The organism is Dictyobacter kobayashii, assembly GCF_003967555.1.
Taxonomy (GTDB): domain Bacteria; phylum Chloroflexota; class Ktedonobacteria; order Ktedonobacterales; family Ktedonobacteraceae; genus Dictyobacter; species Dictyobacter kobayashii.
In genome coordinates, this window is the sequence record NZ_BIFS01000001.1 from 1,832,516 (window position 1) to 1,852,504 (window position 19,989).

Below are 19,989 nucleotides of genomic sequence, written 5' to 3' on the forward strand. Positions count from 1 at the left end.
TTTTCAAGCGCATCGACGCTGAACTGGAGAGCTCACAATGATTTACTCTTACAAATTTAAACGTAAAGAGTGACATTAAAACAAACGATATAACGTATTACGAATGTGGCAGTCGAAAAGTTCAAGTACAAAGAAGCAGGATCGGTCTAGCAGCATATTGTGGTCAAAGAATTAAGGAGTTGTGGCTCTGTCGTGCAGCCAGAATGTATTTGACTAGCTCAACAAAAACGGTGGCATCAGGCAATTGTGATAGATAGGTTAGATCCAGACATGTATCATCGATACTAATCAATGCAAGCCCTGAATCGATATACACGCAGGTGCGCAATTGCTCCCACCGAAAGAGTTGCTGGCCATTATCAATACCCTGCCAGGTGACGGTGAAACGGCCAAAGGGAACGGGCTCACCAGAATGATAAGACGAGCGCGCACGTGCGAAGAGATAGCGAAAAGCCTTACCGTAAATGATATGCTGGACGGTCGTGCTATTAGCCCAGGTGCGCTGCAACTTCAGGCTGCTCCCATTGCTACACACAATGCGTGCGAAACCTTTTCCCAGGCGCATAGATGTGATCTGTTCCCAACGTATTACTCGCCTGCACTGCAATTTATTGATAAAGAGGCAGCCATCGGTACAAATTAAGATGGAGCGCGAGAGTGGCAGAAAGCAGATTGCTACACTGACAATTATCAATCCAGCGACGCTTAGAAACAAACCGCCAAAGACATAGGCCAGTGGATCAGGAGGCATTGTCCGGATAGTTGCCAGATAGCTCCCCAGTGATACCAGCAGCAGACTACTAATGCCACAGAAGATGTTCAGCGTGAATAAACGCCGGTTGCCCCGCCTATGCATCATCCACCCAAATAGCATCGGAATGCTTGCCATCCCCATCATCCATAACCAGGCATTATAAAGACTATAGGTGATAGTGGCGGAAATAGCTAAAATAGAGCCACAAGTGATGCAAAAGAGGCCTAGCAATGCGACAACAAACAGTTCAGCAAAAAGGATAAATGGGCGAGATGAAAAATAGTGAGGGGAATCAAAACGAAATTTGCGGGTTGGTACACCCAGGTTATATTTTTTGGCAATTAGATGATCTTGAGGTAAGATGTGATTTGCCACGAGCAATGTTCCTTTAGATTAAGGCTGGAGTGCAGGGATTCGAACCCCGATTACCTGATCCAAAGTCAGATGTCCTACCATTGGACGACACTCCAATATGCTCACCTCCCCTATAATAGCTCTTTCTTTGCTGGTTGTCAATACACATCCCCAGCAATTTCTAGAAATCAATCAATTGATAAAACAATTTATAAATGTTCTATATTGGAGTGTGCTTGAAAAGCCTGCTGCTCTTGCCTGGGCCCCTGATACTTCGCGCCTGCGGCGCTCAAATAGTTTTTGTAGTGATTTGTATAAAAGGTTCGCAGAACCTTTTATACAAATCACTACAAAAAGTGTATCTGATCCTCATGTTCTTCGCCATCTTCACACCTGAGTTTGAGCGCTAAAGGTGCTCATGAAGCAATCTTATGTGGTGCAAAAAGTGCGCTGGGCGCACTTTTTGCACCACATAAGATAAAAAATTCGGGCGCGCCAGCGCCCGTCCGTGCAAGATTGGCACCTTTCCCATGAGGATGGGAGTAAGGCACATTCTTAGCGGAAAAGAATATTTAAGGGATCGCACAAAGCATATTATAAATATCTGGCATACCTGAGTTTATATGGATAGAGGAGATACTACATTTATGCTGGCACGTCGATAACTACCCTGTAAAGCAGGCATTATACTGTATTCATAAAGTGATGATAATTCAAACACGAGTAGGGGATATCAAGGAGAGAACGAATATGGGGCAGCACATGCGCGACATACCACTACCATCATTGTTCAAAAACACTATCGTGTATCTACTTGTTTTGTTTATACTGGCAGCTTGTTCGCTGGGAGGTGGAAATTCCACATCAAACAAAAACACTACGACAGCCTCCACACCAACCCCAATAACTGCTACACCAACCGCGACCCCTTCAGTGAAATTAGGCTCACAAACCTGTCCAACTGCCGTTAGTCTACCTTCTTATTGGGACACAAAAATACCTACTCAGGCCAATGTTAATCAGGTGGAAAAAGTCATCTGTGCGAATCTAATGGGGAAAACAAATCTGCAAGCCCTGGTTACTGTACGCTATGCTGGCACTGGCCATATCCTCGATGTACATGTGTACAATAACATCACCAATCCTAAACCCGACGAAATTTTTAAGCTCACCAATCTTTATAAAGGTGATGCTAAAGTAAGTGCTTACAATACGCTTCTCACCAGCGAGGCTAATCAGAACTCTCCCCAGAATCACAAACAACCCGATGCGGCAATCGTGGATGATCTACAACGCGAATTCAAATGGTCAGATAGTAGCCAGACACTCGTCCCGATAGCTTTTCCCGGTTTCTTTCCCAGTACCACCCGCTATCAGGCAGAGGCAGATCAACAACAAGTTAATCAGGGGCAAGAAGCCTGGCAGCTCAGCCCTTCTTTGGTAGCTGGCAAATTTGTAGCCAATACCAAGCTCTTCAACTGGCAAAACGGCACCCAGACGACGATTGTCAGTGGAGGCGGTAATAATGATGTCGATGCCGTCGTTAAAGTCGAAAGATCATCAGCTGCCGGCAAAAATACAGTTACCATTACCATGAGTCGGCTAGAAAACAACGCTAATGGTGGCATCTGGATCATCATTAAAGTGGATAGCCCCGGTCTATCCATTAGCACACCAGCCCAGCAGAGCCGTATTCAAAGTCCGGTTACGGTGATGGGCAAAGGAACAGCCTTTGAAGGGGTGATTGGGAAACTGATGGTCTTCGATAATCAGTATAATGCACTGGGTAACGCCGATGTTCATGGACAACAAGGGATGGGCGCCACATCATTCTCTACCAATGTGAGCTATAATCCTACCTTCAAAAATGGGAGCGAGGAAGGGGTGCTGGTAGCATTCTCTTACAGTAGTGCGGATGGCAGTGTTAACGATATGGCCATGGTGAAAGCGATCTTAAGTTAAGATTTTTATGACTTTGTATGAGGCATAAAAAAGGGGGAGACATAGGGCGCAGACCCTTGTCTCCCCACATCATCTCAGAAAAGGAGATGACGCCACCTGAGCGAGCTAAGCATCATGGTTGGCACATCAGGGGTTTTCCCCGATGCTTTATTCTCTTATTCCCATTTATAACACAAGAAGCGGTAGAAGAATACACTTTTGAGGTCATTAGCATAATTTTTTTATCTTTTTTTAATACGCTCGATTATAAGCCGATATTAATACATGTAAGAGAATATAAACTCTCTTAAAGCTGCCCAGGCGCTTTTATGAGAAGTCCACAAACTACTGATGAAAGATACATGTGCTTCTCGAGTATACTTGTACCACAACTAAAGGAATACCCGGATGCGCTTATTATCTATATGATCAAATTGCAGATGTATCTGTCATTACATGATTTACAAGCCAAGAATGGCCATAAATGTTTTGCCGGTAGCTGCTTCCCTTTAGATACGATTAACCTGTAGCCAGCAATGCAGCTACAATGGAAGATAAAAAAGATAACTTAAGCGAGTTGTGGCGGCCCCTGACGAATATAAGAGCGTAACTCTTGCAGAGTTCCACGTTCCCAACTCAGATTTTCTATCCACCAGTTCACTCCGACCTCTGCATAAGCAGAGACCAGGGCCGCATCGTAGCCATGGTCCTTACCGTCTAGAATGCCCCACTGTACGCGTGCATAATCCTGATTATTGGCCTGCTCGGGACTCTGCTGAGAACGAATATAATCAAAACAGGCTTGTACCTGTCCAGGGGTCATCTGTTCTGTCATGCCGACGCCTTTACCAATTGGGCATACACCATCCCAGCGAGCAGCCCGGCGCATGGGTTTTTTATTTGGCCAGACACCACCAATCCAGATTGGAATACGTGGTTGCTGAATAGGACGTGGAAGATGGCGCACATTCTCAATTTGATAATATTGTCCTTCATAAGAGATGCGCTCTCCACTCCAGAGGCTTGAGAGCAGTTCGAGCGCCTCGTCCATGCGCTCTCCATACGTTTTTACATCCCCAGGCTCATGATAATTGGTATATTCAATACCACCACCGCTACCGGCACCCAGGATCATGCGTCCATTGGATAAATGATCCAAGGTAGCGATTTCACGCGCTAGTTTCCAGGGTCTACGCCGTGTCATGGGCGTTACCATCGTACCTAAATTGACACGCTGAGTGCGCATCGCTATTGCAGCTAGCATGATCCAGGGATCACTCACTTCATCACCCCATTTATCGCCAATGTGGTCCCAGAGAAAGAAACCATCCCAACCAGCTTCTTCAGCTTCATGTGCTACTTCTGCTACTAAATGAATATCAGAAAAATCCCCATGACAATTAGGGATTGCCAGTCCAAATTTCATATACAAACTCCTCGCCAAGTCTGCCCTTTATTATACTCTGCTGTCAAGTTCAATGGATGAGTCAAAATTCCTGCTCCATATATTTTTTATCCTTAACTTTATTAATAGTTGCGAAATTCTGCAGTCTATATATATGCACACGGAAAAATAACTTACAGACAACAAAAAATGGAACAGCATAAACAGGATGGATTGCATACGCAAAAACATAACCAGGACATATGCTGTTCTATCGATACAAGTAGAGCGGGGATGTAAAGTTCCTAAGAAAGAGCGAGGAACGTATGAAAATCGCACAGGTAGCACCACCCTGGATCGCAATTCCCCCCAGAATCTAGGTACAACCGAAAATGTTATCTATCATCTTGTGGAAAAATTAGTTGATCTGGGTCATGAAGTGACTTTATTTGCGCCAGCAGATGCTCGCACGTCTGCCAAGCAGATCTCATTTATCCCTAAATCTTTAATTACTGAAGGTGTCCCGTGGCAAGCAAATCTGAAGGCATACTATCATTTACATAAATCGCTAGAATATATTGCTGAACACGATTTTGATATCGTACATACCCATCTCGCTTCTAGCAGCGATATGTACATCTTTCCGCTAGCTGCAATGATGTCGATGCCACACGTGACTACATTACATGAATATTTTCCATTCGATCGCACAGTAGATAACTGGACTGGCGATGCCGATCGTTATTTTATGGAGTGGGCCCAACATGTTCCTCTAGTTGCCACCAGTGAGTGCGCACGAGAACAGGTGGCGCGGCTGTCAAAAGAGGCACGTTTCGCGGGTATAATCCACCATGGTATTCAACTAAAACAATATCCAATTACTCCACAGTCCGGTGGCGATTACTTTATCTGGATTGGGCGCTTCACTTATGAAGCTGGAGCACACCTGGCCATTGAAGCTGCCAGGCGTGCCCATCAGCCATTGATTCTGGCTGGCACCAAAGAGACATATAACCGCGATGCGATGGACTACTATCGGCATCTGGTCGAGCCGTATATCGATGGACATGATATTCGCTATCTTGGGCCAGCAACCAACCAGAACAAGCTTGAATTACTCAGCCAGGCCAGAGCACTGCTAAATCCAATTCAGTGGGAAGAACCCTTTGGGGTTGCAATGATCGAAGCCATGGCCCTGGGTTGCCCGGTCATCTCTTTTCAGCGCGGTGCTGCCGCAGAAATTATTTCCCACGGACATACAGGATTTCTGGCGCATGATACCTCAGATATAACCCATTATATGTCCCGTATTCATGAGTTGGATCGCCATGCTGTACGTGAACACGTTGAACGCTATTTTTCGGCTCAAGTTATGACCGAAAAATACCTGACTGTTTACGCAAATGTCATAGCGGCCCACACTTATGGCACCCTGAGCACAAGCCCGGTCGCTACCCAGCCCTGGTTGGGGTCTCTACACACGATATGCTCTCCGCGTAGCAATGGCGCTTCGTGGGTGTATATATTTTTGCCTCGCAGGACTCTCCCCCTGCGAGGCTTTCCTTTCTACTTTAAGCTAACTGGATATGCCAGCCAGTTTCTGTTTCCAATTCATTCAGGAGCGAGGTATCGATATGCCTCTGTCCGTTGGTGAATTGAAAATGCACTAATAAAATGTGGCGAATTGCATCTACTAATAAGCGGCGCACTACTCCATATGTAGCCAGTTTTGCCTGCACCAAAGCCTGGGCATCGCGCTCATTTAATGGCTCCCTGGCCCTACTTTCTGCTATGTCTCTTTGCTCACTTTCATTTGGAGCAATGTAGAAGGCTTGTTGGCCAGAAAAATCCAATATCACATTCCAACCCGTCTCTTCAGTAAAACTATGCTGGATTTGCTGTAATTGGCCTGCTTCTAGCGAGCCGGTACAGGTAAGACGCAGGGTTAGTTGCTCATGCAGGATAGATTTTTTCCCAATAATAGTTATATTCGGCGGCAATAGGCGCATCACAGCCTCAACTAGAGCCTTTTGATGGACATCTTTATCTACATCGATTCTCCAACCTGTCTCATGAGACAGGTGCTCAAGTTGTGCTTCATACCGCCTACGGGCTAATTCGGGAAAATAGAAATGGAGCCAGAGGGTTGAGCGCCGGTCATCTACACCCAGTTGGTAAAAATCATGCGCATCTCCAAATGTTTCCACCACACGCATCATAGCCTGGCTGCGCGATAGCAGGGCAACATCGGCGGGAATAGTCTCTTCAGCGATCGCTTCGACCGAGGAGCCACGTAATTCAAGCTCCCAGCCGGTCTCTTCTGTAAAACGGCGTTGGGCCTCCTGCACAGCCTCCGGAGAGACCTGGCCGACACATACAATCCCTACCTTGTGTTTATCTTGATAGATGGATGGTGTATCAACACATGAGAGACCTTCGGGTAAAATGTGGGCAAGCACCTCTTTAAGCGCCGGCGGATAAATGATTAGATGTAAGCGCACATTCCAACCAGTTACCTCTGAAATAGAGGCCAGTTGTTCCGCATAACGCTCTCTGGCGATATCTGGGAAGGTAAAACGCGGTACTAACGTCCGACTCTCCATCTCTACCTTTACCCGTAAATAACCAGGTAGCGGCTTTAATAGCTCTTGTGCATAATGCAGCGCATCTTCCATCCGATAGGGCTTATCAGAAGGGCGGATGGCGGTAGCACGGCTATGCTGATGATTGCCGGTGTTAGCGGCCACAACCGAAGAGGTATGCAGCAATGATAGCGTCCAACCAGTCGTAACCTGAAACTCTGTGCGCGCATCATTGATGTCTTCATGGGAATCATAGCCATCATAGACGAGGCGCACAACTTTTTGAGCTGCCAATACTTCGGGAATTCCAACACAGACCAGACCTTCAGGAAGCGAACGCCTGGCTATCTCAATCAGCGCGTCACGCGAGGCTATAGGTATAATTTTTACGTACCAACCAGTTAGTTCTGCAATTTCTTTCCATAGCGATGCATGGCGACTCCGAGCTACATCTGGAAAGAGGAAAGAAACAATCAGGCTGTGCCATGCCTCTTCCACATCAATTTGTATAAAGCCAGGCAGCGAGTTGAGACGTTGCTCAGCCACGCGCACAGCCTCCTCACACGAAACCAGCGAGATGACCGGCGGCTCAGCCACAATCTCAGGCATGGTCTGTGGAACAGCAGTAGCACCAATAGTCGCCCCCATAAATGTCAGGTGCCATCCCGTTAGATCGCGATAGCGGGCCTGCGCCTCTTTCAAGGCTCTCGGTGTAGTTTGCCCGCTGACATCAAAATGAATATGCCTGGTCTCTTGATACACCGAAGGGTGACTCTGGATACTTAATCCTTCTGGCAAAACTTGTTGCGCCATCTCACTGAGAGCATCTTGATGAGCATAGGGAGATATCGATATATTAACGTCAGCCTCTTCCGCAGCTTCGATCAAGGCCTGTTGATACTTCTTTTTGGCAATATCGGGGAAATGGAAGGAAAGCGTAATATCACCGGTATCAGCATCAAAACGTCTCCGATAGAGATCGGGTGGATTGCCAATATATTGCTCCAGAATCTGTAAGACCACACGGCGATCAATCTGGGCGGCCGGGGTCTCGCTCTCTTCTTTTTTAAGCGCTTCCTGCCAATTGGGGGCCAGGGTATAGATCGTTTGTCCCTCTTCAAATTGAGGCATCAACTGTACATAGAAGAGCGAAGACGAACGCTGGACCAGGTCTGCGACAGCAAGCCGATCAGCCAGTTCGGTTGAGGAGACTCTACTCAATTCACAGAGCTCACTCAATGTATAATTGGTATTTTCATGACAGGCCAGGGCCAGTTTCTGCGCAGAAAGCGAACGCCGTAAAACGCGGGCCTGGCGGCTCAGCTCGGTCAAATAGGATGAGACCTGGCGCTCTTCTAAATGTTCAGGTAGTGCGCCCAGGACATCTAGAATAGTCGAATAAGCATATCTAATACGATCGGAAACCCCAGGAGCAAATTGCAGGCGTACCGAGGCGGTCGGCAACAGTCCTCGGCAGAGAGCAGGCATCGGGCTACCCCCAAAGGCAACCTGTACAAAGAGAACCTGGCCAATTAAATCACTGAAGAGCTCTGAAGAGGTACTTTTGCCACGGACATAAAATGCTTCTTCTAGCGCTCGGTGCGGCATGAAGTAGCGATAACGTGGATCTTGCTTGAGCACATCCAGAATGCGGGCAATGGTCTCTTCGTGAGCATGGCCATCCCAGATTAAAGCCAGTTCGCGTACGGTAACAATGCGCAGGGTCGAGATTTGCGAGACGGCCTGCCAGAGTTGCTCAACGTGGGCACGCTCAAAGGGTAAACCCTGTCCGATGCCGACCCGCAACTGGGAAAGCGCGGTCACACTATTCGATAGTGTAGGATGTACAACCCGGCCAGCTGAGATAGAAAATTCGGTAGCATTGTCGGGCAGTAATACATCTGTATCGCTCAAGCGGGCACGTAATGCCAGACGAGACTCGTCATCCCCATGTACAAGGGCGACATATAAAGGTTGAAGGGAAGCGGCATAACTGGCCAGTTCGCCCGCATCAGCATGGGCAGATAAACTATACTTGCCAACATGGCAGTTTACCACCGTGCTAACACCGTCCAGGTCCAAACTATCTTGCCGGCGGTCCGCTACATCCAATAAACGTTTACCAGGGGATTCTTCATCCTGATAACTGGTAATGAGAATAGAAGCCTGAGGATTGGAAATCAAACGTGAAGCATACCAGACACTCGGGCCACCAGTTAGCATACCTGAACTTGAAATGATACAGGCTGGCTCGCCCGCAAGAATACGCTCCCGGTCGTGCTCATCTTTGACATAGGTGATGCGCCTCCCGGCAAAAGGATAATAACCTTTGCGAATCTGGCGTGTCAATTTAGGGGTAAGTGCTTCTGGCAGTAGGTGATAGGTCGAACAGACCCGGCGCACCAGGCCATCTACATAAATAGGAAATTCTGGAATCATTCCCTTCTGCTGGGCATCCACCAACAAGAGCAGCACCTCTTGCCCTCGACCCAGACCAAAACAAGGAATCAGCACGTGGCCGCCACGCTCAATCCCTTCGGCGACAGCCTGCGCCAGGCGTTGCTCTTCGGCTTGTCGATTAGCATGGAGGCGCGAACCATAGGTGGCCTCCAGAATCAGTAGATCAGGTTTCTCAATCGGGGGTGGCTGGGCACCGGAAACGGTACGCTGCTCGGTAACACTGATGTCACCAGAAACCACCAGAGAGCCGTCAGGGGCCACAAAGCCCAGACTGATGGCTCCAGCGATATGACCCGCTGGGCTGGCAATCACGGTCACCTCAGGCAGTTCTGGAATCATTACCGCTTCGCCGACAGGTAATGGGCGCACCTGGTTAAGCATACGTTCGACCAGGTCGCTGGGATAGAGAGGCAATTCCATTTCTTCAACGGCACGCCGCTGCATAATACGCTGGGCATCGGCCAGCATTACTTCCATTAATAGGCCAGTCGCGCGTGAAGCAAAAATAGGGATATCCGGGTAAGCCTGGTGTAAAAGAGGCAGTGCTCCAATATGATCAGCGTGGGCGTGCGTGACAAAGATTGCGCGGACATCTTTGTCCTCTAATAATGCAAAATCAGGTAAGGGATCAGCACTACGATCCACCCGAACGCCGGCATCAATGACAATCCATTGATCGGCAATTTGAACGGCAAGACAACTGGCGCCAACTTCACTGGTGCCACCAATAAATAGTACATGCATAGACAGTCCTTCGTCACATGATGATGATGTAACAACTCTCAGGTATTACACCACCAGCCTAAGTATCCTTCTATGTATAATCCCAAACACGCTGCTTGAAGAGAGGCACTCTTAACAAGAACCGTTGGGAGTACATCACAGCTTAATCGATCATTTATCTCTCTGCTTGGGTGGCAAAACATTGCCATGACCCACGTTTATTGCTACGCCTGCGTAACAATATCCTCATCATGCGGTCACAGAGAAGAGAGGACAACATCATTTCAAGAAAAAATACTTTTACAATAAACATCCTTTCCGTGGATACAAGGTGTGAAGTAAAATATCACAGCAAACGACATCTATTCTATTATTTTAACTCATAGATTGATACTTTTACAATCTTTTTCATTTGTATGCAGACACCATAAATTCTTATACTGCTATTATGCAATATTCACCCATTTACTTGCTGAGCTAATCCACATAAATGCAACTCATCATACATAAAATGTTGGATTTATCAGGCAGGATTTATGAATAGCGTAATGCTTCTGCTGGCGCGACACTCCCGGCCTGCCAGGCGGGCAAGATCGCTCCGAGGAATGAGGCAAAAAGGGAGATGACAACGATCAAACCCAATTGTCGCCAGGGGATACTAAAGACAAGGCCGGTTTGATACTGTTCAAAGAAATTTGCGGCAAAAATATTACGGGCCAGGATCAAGCCAAGCACGATACCTAACAAACTTCCGAGCGCCCCTACCAGAAATGATTCTAGTAAAAATGCGGCCTGGATTAGTGGTCGTGAACATCCCAGGGCACGTAGCATGCCTATTTGCTGGCGCCGTTCGATCACAGCACGAGTGCCGGTTAAAGCCAGCGCCGCCACACCCAACAAAAGTACCAGTCCAACTACAGCCAGCAAGACATTGCTCAATAAGATACGTGGTCCACGAACCTGCCAGATGGCATCTTCTAATACGGTCGTCTCTACCCCATAGTCCAGGTAAGCGGAACCCAGAGCTAGTGCTAATGTCCTTGGATCATGTCCTGGCGCTACTTTAAAATAGTAACTCTGAGTCTGCGGGGTATTCGTGCTGGTTGGTATGAAACTTGCCTGCTTCTCATCATAAGCGGCCTGAGGAATGTAAAGCCCAAAATGGGCCGAGTCGCTATTGTCTACCACCCCAATTACGGTTATCTTTGTGGCCTTCTTGCCCTGTAGGCCAATCACCCAGAGGGGAACCGCCGAAAATGAGGTATCCCCTTGCGTCACGCCACTCATGGCAAATGTGAGGTTTGGATCAAAGCCGGGAGGCGTTTTAGGTACATTGGCTGTCGTAGCATTGCCAGCAGAAGGGTCATAGACATATTCATGGCTGACAGGAAGGGCACTACTATCAATCAAAGCATAATTGGGATGCTGCCGCAGTGCCTGCCAGATCGCGGCGTCGTTCTGGAAACTCTGGGCACGCGCGATGAGGTGTACTCCATAGCCCTGCAAAAAGCCGCCGCTCACCACCTGTGCAGGATAGATAGACCAGCGTGGGGAGGGCGCTTCAGGTTGTAATACCCCCAGCGCTGTCGTGCTCCTGACCCCGATGGCGGAAAAATCGGCTGGATCAATCCCCCGACTGACCAGGGAGCTTTGCAGATCAGGTAACGCTTTAAAATAAGCGGTAGCCTGGATATCATAACCTCCGGTCTGGGTAGCAATATCTACATAAGAGCTTTGCATGGAACTGGTAATAATTGTCATCACAGTCATGGCAAAAACTACCAGGCTAAACATCACGACGCTCAAACCAGTACGCAAACGCCGTTGTAATGGATAGGCTAGAGCCAGTTTGATCGTCACAAAAATAGTGGGGATACGCGCGCACAGACTCAGCACGGGGGCCATCAACAACCGGGCGTTGGACATTGCCGTCCAGACCGTCCCCAGAACCATCATGACACCAGCGACAAAAAATACTTCGATACCTGCTTTGAAGCGCGGTAAGCCAAACTGCGCCAATGCGTCAAAAGGTAATGCCCAGTAAGCTACCCATGCCAACCCGATCAGGGCCGCTGTCGCGCCATCAATCCAGGAGGGCCAATAGTGAAAATCCAGTTTCCGCTGACTGTGGCGAAGCTGCATATATACTGCCAGGCTTTGTAGAATCAGGGCTTTAAGCAATAGCACGGCACCAAATACAAAGAGTGAGAGGCCCAGTGAAAAGGGGATGACCTCAGCATTATTTAAGCCCCAGTGGACCAGAAAAATACCACCCAGAAGTGGGAGGATACCAGTAGCAGCCAATGTCAGCAAGAAACTCAATAATACCTCTGGTATATGTTCAAAAAGGATTCTACGGGCACGCCGCCAGTTGCGCACCCCTGGCTGTAAGCAATCGCGCAATTGCCAGCTCAATTGGTAGATACTCTCTCCCTGTTCACGCAACGATAAACGCATATGACCGGGCTCTGGTAAATCCCTGATGGCTTCACTCACAGTCATTCTACTTACCAGCCAGGATGCAAGGACGACTGAAAAAAAGGTAAAGATTACCCCCAGACAATAGGCTACTAATAAGCTATGGGGTTGGAAAGTAAATTTTAGCGGGAAGTTGAAACGCTCCAGGACAGGTCCAAGCAAATAGATCAAGATGGCCCCAAGTCCAAAACCAGCCAATAATCCAATCAGCGAAGAAGAGAGATCGTAGATCGTACCTTCAAATATATACATTAAGATTAAATGTCGCCTTTGTACTCCAATGGCACGTGAGATCCCCATTTCCGAGCGCCGCTCAGCCGCCAACAAGACAAAGATCAGAAATATCAACAAGAGCCCGATCGCCAGCGCAAAGAGGGAGAACAAAGAAAAGATCCGTGAAAATATTTCCTGGGCATTCTGCGAATTTTGAATTCCTTGTTGCTTGACCTGGATAACATGAACAACGCTTCTTGGAATCCAGGTTTCTACTTGATCCTCTACCTGATCAGACAGGTTTGCTCCCTTGACGCCGCCACCGCCTCGATTAGCGATCAGGATCTGGTTGATCCGACCAGGTAAGCTCTCTACCTTCTGAAAAGTATTTAAATTGCTGACTAAGGTTGGCTGATCACCGACAATGTTAGCATTGCCGACAATTGCAACCACACGCATCGTATAGCGGCGTCCAGGCCAGCGCGATGAATATATGTATAAGTGATCGCCGGCCTTTGCATTTAAGAGGGTAGCGCAGGTCTGATTAAGATAGACAGCATTATCTGGTAGGGCACTGACTGGGCGTGGACGTTTAGAGCTGGCATCATAGAGACCTCCAAATCCTAGCTCGCTTCCAGGTAACACAGCTAAAGCACCAACATTCGAACGTACCTGGCGCGACGTCTGGTCCGCGATCAACAAACCACTCTCATTCAAGACCGCCCCTACCGCCGCGATCGTTGAATCATTCTGGGCATGCCGCTTGACACGATCATAGATGCGTTGAGAATAACTTCCCACCGCGCCATGGCCCCCTTCAACCAGTTCATCAATATTGCCCCAATTATAAACGGCAACGCTTTGTACGGCCGCCGTCATAATATCCCCTGTCGCCAGCACCCCTGAGAGCAGGGTCGTAGATAGCATAAGGGCAAATACAATTAAACCCATCTGGGTACGCCGACGGGTCACATTACGTAGACCGATCTTAAAAAAGATAGTATTAAACAGAGCCAGTAGCAGTGTACCGCCCACGATGATGCCTGTCACTATCACCAGGATAGGAGTTAAACGGTCAATTGAGATGCCAAAAAATTGTGTCATGTTTTTTGTATCTGCAGTGTGTGATAAAAAATTTCAGCCACTTGAGCATAACCGATCGCATTGGGATGCAAACCATCCTGACTGATATATTCGGGATGCTCGGCTAGCGTTTGCCAATTTTGATAGAGATCGACCAGTATAACATGGTTATGTTGTACCACAGAGGAGATGACGTTATTGTATGCAGCGATTGTCTGGTGCAACTCTTGCACATTATTGTTTTTGAAACGCGGCAAGAAGGTCAGATCCGGCACATTGGCAACCACAATACGAGCTTTAAGGTTGGCGGAATGTAGGCGCTGGACCACACTATTCAGGTCACGTTGATAACTATCCAGTGGAACTTTATCAACCAGGTCATTGACTGCTAGCCAGACCGTTATAAGGGTTGGATGCTCATCCAGAGCTACTGGTAGCTCTATATTAAGCGCATCATGGGCGTTAATTCCGGGAATCCCTAGATTTATCAGACGAACCTGGGGACCTAAAGAAGTTGCCAGATCGACGGGCCAGCATTGTGTGGCGGGATCAGCAGTGCCCGTGCCAAAAGTATCAGATGCGCCAATCGCTACATATGTTATGCGAGCGGCCGGAGGCACTTGCAGCTGTAATTGCTTAGAAGGAGCTGGGCCAGCACAGGCAATAAGGAGGAAAATAAAAAGCAGCAAGCAAAAGAAGCTGTTGAATATTGTCCGTACTTGTTGAGAAATATGACCGGACCTCTTCAACAGCCTTCTATTATATTGCGGGTAAGCTATCCGTGCACAGTGTACCTGCTGCATAACCCCTTAAGCGTTGACGTAACCTGTGTCTACGAAGTTCGCTTTACAGATGACTGCACGGAACGCAGTGCACAAAGGAGGGTGTCTTAAGCGCGACTTATAACCCGCGAGCAGCGATAGCAGCACTCAACACAGAGATCAGAGCGAAAAGGACGATAAAAACAATCGTCGCATTGAAAATCAAACGCTCAACCCCACGGCGTGTTTTAAAGACTGAACCGGCACTACTGCCACCAAAGGCACTACCCAGGCCAGCTCCACGCGCCTGTAACAAAATAAAAACTACTACGGCTATGCTCAAGATAATTTGAACAATTCTAATAGCCGGAAGCCACTGTTGCAGCAAGAGTAATCCTCTCTTTCGTGCTAACCCATTTCAACCAAAAGTGAATCAATTTCGGACAGATTATACCATAGGATAGATAAGACGTCGAGAGAGTACACACGCATATATAAATATACTGGTACTTGCTCCCTCCCTCACAGGAGAAAATGCGATACGAAAGAGTCTGCCTTTGTATACTTTCGCATATTGATATAAGCAAATTGTGCATGCATACTGTGTTGTAGTGGACAAAAGATAATTAAAAAATCATTTTGACAGGATATTACATAAATACATACATATGTTTCTGTCAATGATGCTTGCCCTGGCAGGCATTTTGGTGGAGGGAGCAGGTAGTAGTGGCAACAAGAGTCTTTTCAAGCAGACAAGCGGCGCAGGTTGAACTTTATAGGAAACAGACGGCCTCAGGTAGTGTCCCCCGCTTCACATGTAGCGTTGGCATCATGGCATACAATGAAGAGTCTAATATTGCACATACCTTGCTGGCGGTCCTGACCCAGCAACAATATTCATTTAGCATTAATGAGATTATTGTGGTGGCCAGCGGCTGCACAGATCAGACAGTGCCAATTGTGACCGCGATGGCTCGGCGAGATAGACGTATTCGCCTTTATACTCAGCAATATAGAGAAGGCAAGGCCTCAGCCATCAATCTTTTTCTGCAACAGGCCACAGGTGAAATCCTTATACTACTGGGGGCCGATGTAATTCCTGAGCCAATGGCATTTGAGCAATTATGCGCTGCATTTAAAAATCCATATATTGGCATGACTGGAGGAAGACCCGTGCCCATAAATTCAAAAGACACATTTATGGGGCATGCAGTGCATCTGCTCTGGTACCTTCACGATCGTCTGGCGCGCCAGGAACCAAAGCTGGGGGAAGCCATCGCCTTTCGCAATGTGATTACAGCCATTCCTGCAAAGAGTGCAGTGGACGAGATTTCTATTCAGGCTTTTATCTCACAACTCGGCTACCAATTGCATTATCAGCCGGCCTGTATTGTCCGTAATAAAGGACCACTAACAATCCAGGATTTCCTTCAGCAACGCAGGAGGATCTACGCCGGCCATCTACAGGTGCAAGCGTCGCAAGGCTATGCAGCATCAACATTGAAGGTAGGTCCCATTCTCTGGCAAATTCTGGCCTGCCATGCTATCACGATGAGAACACCACGACAGCTCATCTGGACCCTGGGCGCGATTCTACTCGAAGGATACGCCCGGCTGCAAGGCTACTATGACTATCGCCGCAAAAAGGATCAACATATCTGGCAAATGATAAGCTCCACAAAAAATCTACATGCCGATCGGCTAACAAGATAAGCTCACCCCTATCCAACGGATAGACAAATGCCAGTTGAAAAGGCCTTCAAGGAAAACATCCTTATTCAGAACCCTAAAAGGCCTTTTAAGACAAATACCTACTTATTGATATGAACATGTTCTGGTTCAACAGTATTGACCTGAGCAGGCTCAATCACACGAAAAGGCTTGTTAAAACGTTGCTGCAATAACATAGCCAGGGCTGGCCAGCCATCTTTCCAGGGAGAAAGTTTCTTCTCTTCGCGTGGATAATAGCTAATCGGCACCTCAAAAATAGCATATCCAGCTTTGAGGATACAGGTGGTAATTTCTGGCTCGATCTCAAAACGGCGACCAGTCATAGGTAACGCATGCGCTACAGCACCAGGCATCAATTTGTAACATGTTTCCATGTCATGGATGCGGCTACCAAATAGGATATTAGTCATGGTTGTCAGGAAGCGATTGCCCCAGCGTGTAGTGAACTTCTGGCCCGAAAGGTCACGATAGCCATAAATAGCCACACGCTTATGGCCTGCCTTTGTGGCATCCTCCCATTTACGTACCAACGCAGGAATATCCTGAGGATCATATTCCATATCTGCGTCCTGGACAGTAACCAGGTCGCCTGTAGCCAGTCTAAAACCGGTGCGCAGGCCCGCGCCTTTACCCTGGTTATGCTCATGGCGCACATACTGATAGGTATCAAATGGCGCTGTCTGACGAATTTGCTGGAGAATTTCCCATGTACGATCAGTTGAAGCATCATCAACAACGATAACTTCAAGATCTAAACCCACCTGAGAAAGCATCTCCAGGATTTTAGCCACTGTTTTTTCTTCGTTGTAAACAGGGACGACAACAGAAACCCGCATAATATAAAGCCTCTCCTCTTATCTAAAAGAAATGAAAGTGTACTCAAAAATAATTACCTAAAAAAATTAATCCATATCGAGTAAACGAATGACTACATACATAGCAACAAAGATAGTAACACATGGGATCTATAGACTAGGAAAGAGCGAAAACAATAGTCATTTTTCCTAGGCTCACAAAATTATCACACCTTAGCTGGTCCCTTGTAGAACACTTATCCATTATGATACAATACAATCCGGGCGAGGACATTGGGTCCCCGCCCGAACTTATGTGAGAGAGTATAACAGTTATGGAAATATCCTGGCTTGGCCACTCTTGCTTCCAGCTACGTGGCAAAAATGTTGTTTTAATCGCAGATCCCGTTACTCCTCAGCAGGCTGATGCAGAAGTCGCCTCCCAGCTGAGTAAAGTGAACGCCTCCATTGTTACAGTCAGTCATGATCATCCAGGCCATAACTACGTACAGGGTGTGGGTGGGAATCCACGGGTCGTACGTGGACCGGGTGAATATGAAATTAGCGACGTATTGATTACCGGTGTTGCTTCCTATCACGATGACGAACGTGGTAAAAAATTGGGACGCAACACTATTTACATTATACATATGGACGATCTCGTCATCTGTCATCTAGGTGACCTGGGTCATGTTTTACAAGAGCAACAATTAGAAGAAGTTGCCGATGCGGACATACTTCTCCTTCCGATTGGCGGTGGAAACTCGATCGATGCAACACAGGCTGCGGAGATTATCAGTCAGGTAGAACCACGCGTGGTTATCCCTATGCATTATCACCCAGAAAAAACAGAAGGCATTCCGGCACAGTTAAATAAATTTTGCCGTGAAATGGGTGTTGAAGCAATCGAACCACAGCCAAAATTTACAGTCACAAAGAATTCTCTACCGGCTACTATGCAGGTTGTGTTACTTACACCACGGTAAAGACCGTGACTATACTATCAATGTTTCAATTGCTCAAGGCAAGGCTCCGGGTATAAGGAGGAAGCGAAGCTATGTCAAAATTTATCTTTGTAACGGGCGGTGTAGCATCATCAGTAGGGAAAGGTATCAGTGTCGCCTCACTGGGGCGTCTCCTCAAAAATCGCGGAGTCTCCGTCTCGCTCATGAAATTAGATCCTTACATTAATGTTGATCCAGGTACTATGTCACCCTATCAACATGGTGAGGTCTTTGTAACTGATGATGGCGCGGAAACTGATCTGGATCTTGGCCACTATGAGCGCTTTATAGACGAACCTTCCTACCAGGCCAATAACGTTACTACTGGCCAGGTCTATGCTTCAGTGATTGGTAAAGAGCGCCGTGGTGAATACCTTGGAGGGACGATTCAGGTTATCCCTCATATTACCAATGAAATTAAGGATCGCATTCATGCCGTTGCTCGTCGGTCAGATGCCGATGTGGTTATTGTTGAGGTTGGTGGCACTGTTGGCGACATTGAGGGCGAGCCTTATTTAGAGGCGATCCGCCAGATGCGCAAAGATGTCGGACGTCGGGATGTCCTCTATATCCATGTTACGCTTCTTCCTTATCTTGGTGCAGCCAAAGAGCTCAAAACAAAACCAACCCAGCATAGTGTTAAAGAACTGTTGCGCGTCGGCATTCAGCCTGATGTTATTTTGTGCCGCTCTGACTATCCAGTGCCCAATGAGCTACGCGAGAAGATCGCGCTCTTCTGTAATATTGAGGAGAAGGCGGTCATCGGCATGACCAATGCGGAGACCATCTACGAAGTTCCCCTGAGCCTGGAAAAAGCTGGCCTCGGCGAATTTATTGTACAAGAATTAAATCTCCCTAAACATGAGCCCCAGATGAAAGAATGGGAAAATCTGGTGAACCGCATCAAACGTCCTCGACCAGAACTGACCATAGGTCTGGTTGGAAAGTATGTGGAGCTCCATGATGCCTACATGTCTGTGGCTGAATCACTCCATCACGCCGGCTGGTTCCACGATGTGGATATCCATATTAAATGGATCAATTCAGAGGCCCTGGAGCAGATGGGCGATAATTATGAAGAAGCCCTGGAAGATGTTGCTGGTATCGTGGTTCCTGGTGGCTTTGGTCATCGTGGTATCGAGGGCAAGATTAAGGCAGCCAGTTATGCACGTCGCCACAATATTCCATATCTGGGCCTCTGCCTGGGCATGCAAGTGGCTGTAATCGAGTTCGCGCGTAATGTAATGGGCCTGACCGGCGCGAATAGCTCAGAATTTGATCCACAAAATGCGCATCCAGTGATTGATCTTATGCATACACAGCGCAACGTCTCAGATAAAGGTGGCACGATGCGCCTGGGTAACTGGGTCTGCTGCTTGATGCCAGATACCAAGGCCCATAAAGCTTATGGTGAGGCAATTGTCTTTGAACGCCATCGCCATCGCTATGAATTCAACAATGAATATCGCAAACGTATGGAAGCTCATGGCCTGGTTGTCAGTGGCCGTTCAGCCGATAATAGCCTGGTAGAAGTGATCGAGATCAAAGATCATCCCTGGTTTGTCGCTTCACAGTTCCACCCTGAATTCAAAAGTCGTCCTACTCGTCCCCATCCACTTTTCCGTGATTTCATTGGGACAAGTGTGAAGCTTAGCCGTAATCAGGATGATGCAGTTGAGTTAGAACCAAGTAAAGTGTTACCTGATTCAAGGGTAGAGATGTAATAC

At 47.5% G+C, this 19,989-nt stretch carries 12 protein-coding genes and 1 tRNA gene; 5 read left to right on the forward strand and 8 right to left on the reverse strand.

Annotation, left to right across the window (positions count from 1 at the left end):
• Nucleotides 1-163: 163 nt before the first annotated feature.
• A complete protein-coding gene (locus tag EL645_RS07980; protein WP_126549526.1) occupies nucleotides 164-1,129 on the reverse strand; it encodes a DUF6585 family protein in 966 nt (321 codons plus the stop codon).
• 24 nt (nucleotides 1,130-1,153) lie between these two features.
• Nucleotides 1,154-1,224: transfer RNA gene (locus EL645_RS07985), tRNA-Gln, on the reverse strand.
• 634 nt (nucleotides 1,225-1,858) lie between these two features.
• On the opposite strand from EL645_RS07985, the gene EL645_RS07990 reads away from it, so the two are divergent.
• Nucleotides 1,859-3,070, forward strand: coding sequence for a Gmad2 immunoglobulin-like domain-containing protein (locus EL645_RS07990; protein WP_161977215.1), 1,212 nt, complete (start codon nucleotides 1,859-1,861; stop codon nucleotides 3,068-3,070).
• A 547-nt stretch (nucleotides 3,071-3,617) separates the two neighbouring features.
• Here EL645_RS07990 and EL645_RS07995 read toward each other — a convergent pair.
• A complete protein-coding gene (locus EL645_RS07995) occupies nucleotides 3,618-4,475 on the reverse strand; it encodes an LLM class flavin-dependent oxidoreductase (protein WP_126549528.1) in 858 nt (285 codons plus the stop codon).
• A gap of 187 nt (nucleotides 4,476-4,662) precedes the next feature.
• Here EL645_RS07995 and EL645_RS08000 point away from each other — a divergent pair, with 187 nt between their 5' ends.
• Nucleotides 4,663-6,087, forward strand: a complete 1,425-nt coding sequence (locus tag EL645_RS08000; protein ID WP_246035315.1) for a glycosyltransferase family 4 protein — start codon at nucleotides 4,663-4,665, stop codon at nucleotides 6,085-6,087.
• On the opposite strand, the gene EL645_RS08005 is transcribed toward EL645_RS08000, so the two are convergent.
• From EL645_RS08005 to secG, 4 genes are all read right to left on the reverse strand, one after another.
• Nucleotides 6,005-10,219: an MBL fold metallo-hydrolase gene (locus EL645_RS08005; RefSeq protein WP_126549529.1), complete on the reverse strand. Its 4,215-nt coding sequence runs from the start codon at nucleotides 10,217-10,219 to the stop codon at nucleotides 6,005-6,007. The genes EL645_RS08000 and EL645_RS08005 overlap by 83 nt on opposite strands.
• A gap of 513 nt (nucleotides 10,220-10,732) precedes the next feature.
• A complete protein-coding gene (locus EL645_RS08010; RefSeq protein WP_126549530.1) occupies nucleotides 10,733-13,993 on the reverse strand; it encodes an ABC transporter permease in 3,261 nt (1,086 codons plus the stop codon).
• Nucleotides 13,990-14,592: an SGNH/GDSL hydrolase family protein gene (locus tag EL645_RS08015; RefSeq protein WP_161977216.1), complete on the reverse strand. Its 603-nt coding sequence runs from the start codon at nucleotides 14,590-14,592 to the stop codon at nucleotides 13,990-13,992. Before EL645_RS08015 ends, EL645_RS08010 begins: the two co-directional genes overlap by 4 nt.
• 280 nt (nucleotides 14,593-14,872) lie before the next feature.
• Nucleotides 14,873-15,121: a preprotein translocase subunit SecG gene (gene secG / locus EL645_RS08020; RefSeq protein WP_126549532.1), complete on the reverse strand. Its 249-nt coding sequence runs from the start codon at nucleotides 15,119-15,121 to the stop codon at nucleotides 14,873-14,875.
• Between the two features lie 338 nt (nucleotides 15,122-15,459).
• Between secG and EL645_RS08025 the strand changes: the two genes are divergently transcribed.
• A complete protein-coding gene (locus EL645_RS08025; protein ID WP_126549533.1) occupies nucleotides 15,460-16,446 on the forward strand; it encodes a glycosyltransferase family 2 protein in 987 nt (328 codons plus the stop codon).
• Nucleotides 16,447-16,544: 98 nt separating this feature from the next.
• On the opposite strand, the gene EL645_RS08030 is transcribed toward EL645_RS08025, so the two are convergent.
• Nucleotides 16,545-17,300 (reverse strand): glycosyltransferase family 2 protein, encoded by a 756-nt coding sequence (locus EL645_RS08030; RefSeq protein ID WP_126549534.1) that lies wholly within the window; start codon nucleotides 17,298-17,300, stop codon nucleotides 16,545-16,547.
• 293 nt (nucleotides 17,301-17,593) lie between these two features.
• On the opposite strand from EL645_RS08030, the gene EL645_RS08035 reads away from it, so the two are divergent.
• Together EL645_RS08035 and pyrG are read left to right on the forward strand one after the other, a co-directional pair.
• Nucleotides 17,594-18,244, forward strand: coding sequence for an MBL fold metallo-hydrolase (locus tag EL645_RS08035; protein ID WP_126549535.1), 651 nt, complete (start codon nucleotides 17,594-17,596; stop codon nucleotides 18,242-18,244).
• A gap of 71 nt (nucleotides 18,245-18,315) precedes the next feature.
• The gene (gene pyrG, locus EL645_RS08040) at nucleotides 18,316-19,986 is read left to right on the forward strand and encodes a CTP synthase (protein ID WP_126549536.1); all 1,671 of its coding nucleotides are present in this window, start codon (nucleotides 18,316-18,318) and stop codon (nucleotides 19,984-19,986) included.
• Nucleotides 19,987-19,989 lie beyond the last annotated feature (3 nt).

Excerpts from the sequence above, each read along its gene's own strand:
- EL645_RS08000 (WP_246035315.1), top strand. The coding sequence starts at position 4,663 with ATGGATTGCATACGCAAAAACATAACCAGGACATATGCTGTTCTATCG.
- EL645_RS07990 (WP_161977215.1), top strand. The coding sequence starts at position 1,859 with ATGGGGCAGCACATGCGCGACATACCACTACCATCATTGTTCAAAAAC.
- pyrG (WP_126549536.1), top strand. The coding sequence starts at position 18,316 with ATGTCAAAATTTATCTTTGTAACGGGCGGTGTAGCATCATCAGTAGGG.
- EL645_RS08030 (WP_126549534.1), bottom strand. The coding sequence starts at position 17,300 with ATGCGGGTTTCTGTTGTCGTCCCTGTTTACAACGAAGAAAAAACAGTG.
- EL645_RS08010 (WP_126549530.1), bottom strand. The coding sequence starts at position 13,993 with ATGACACAATTTTTTGGCATCTCAATTGACCGTTTAACTCCTATCCTG.
- EL645_RS08035 (WP_126549535.1), top strand. The coding sequence starts at position 17,594 with ATGGAAATATCCTGGCTTGGCCACTCTTGCTTCCAGCTACGTGGCAAA.
- EL645_RS08005 (WP_126549529.1), bottom strand. The coding sequence starts at position 10,219 with ATGCATGTACTATTTATTGGTGGCACCAGTGAAGTTGGCGCCAGTTGT.
- EL645_RS07995 (WP_126549528.1), bottom strand. The coding sequence starts at position 4,475 with ATGAAATTTGGACTGGCAATCCCTAATTGTCATGGGGATTTTTCTGAT.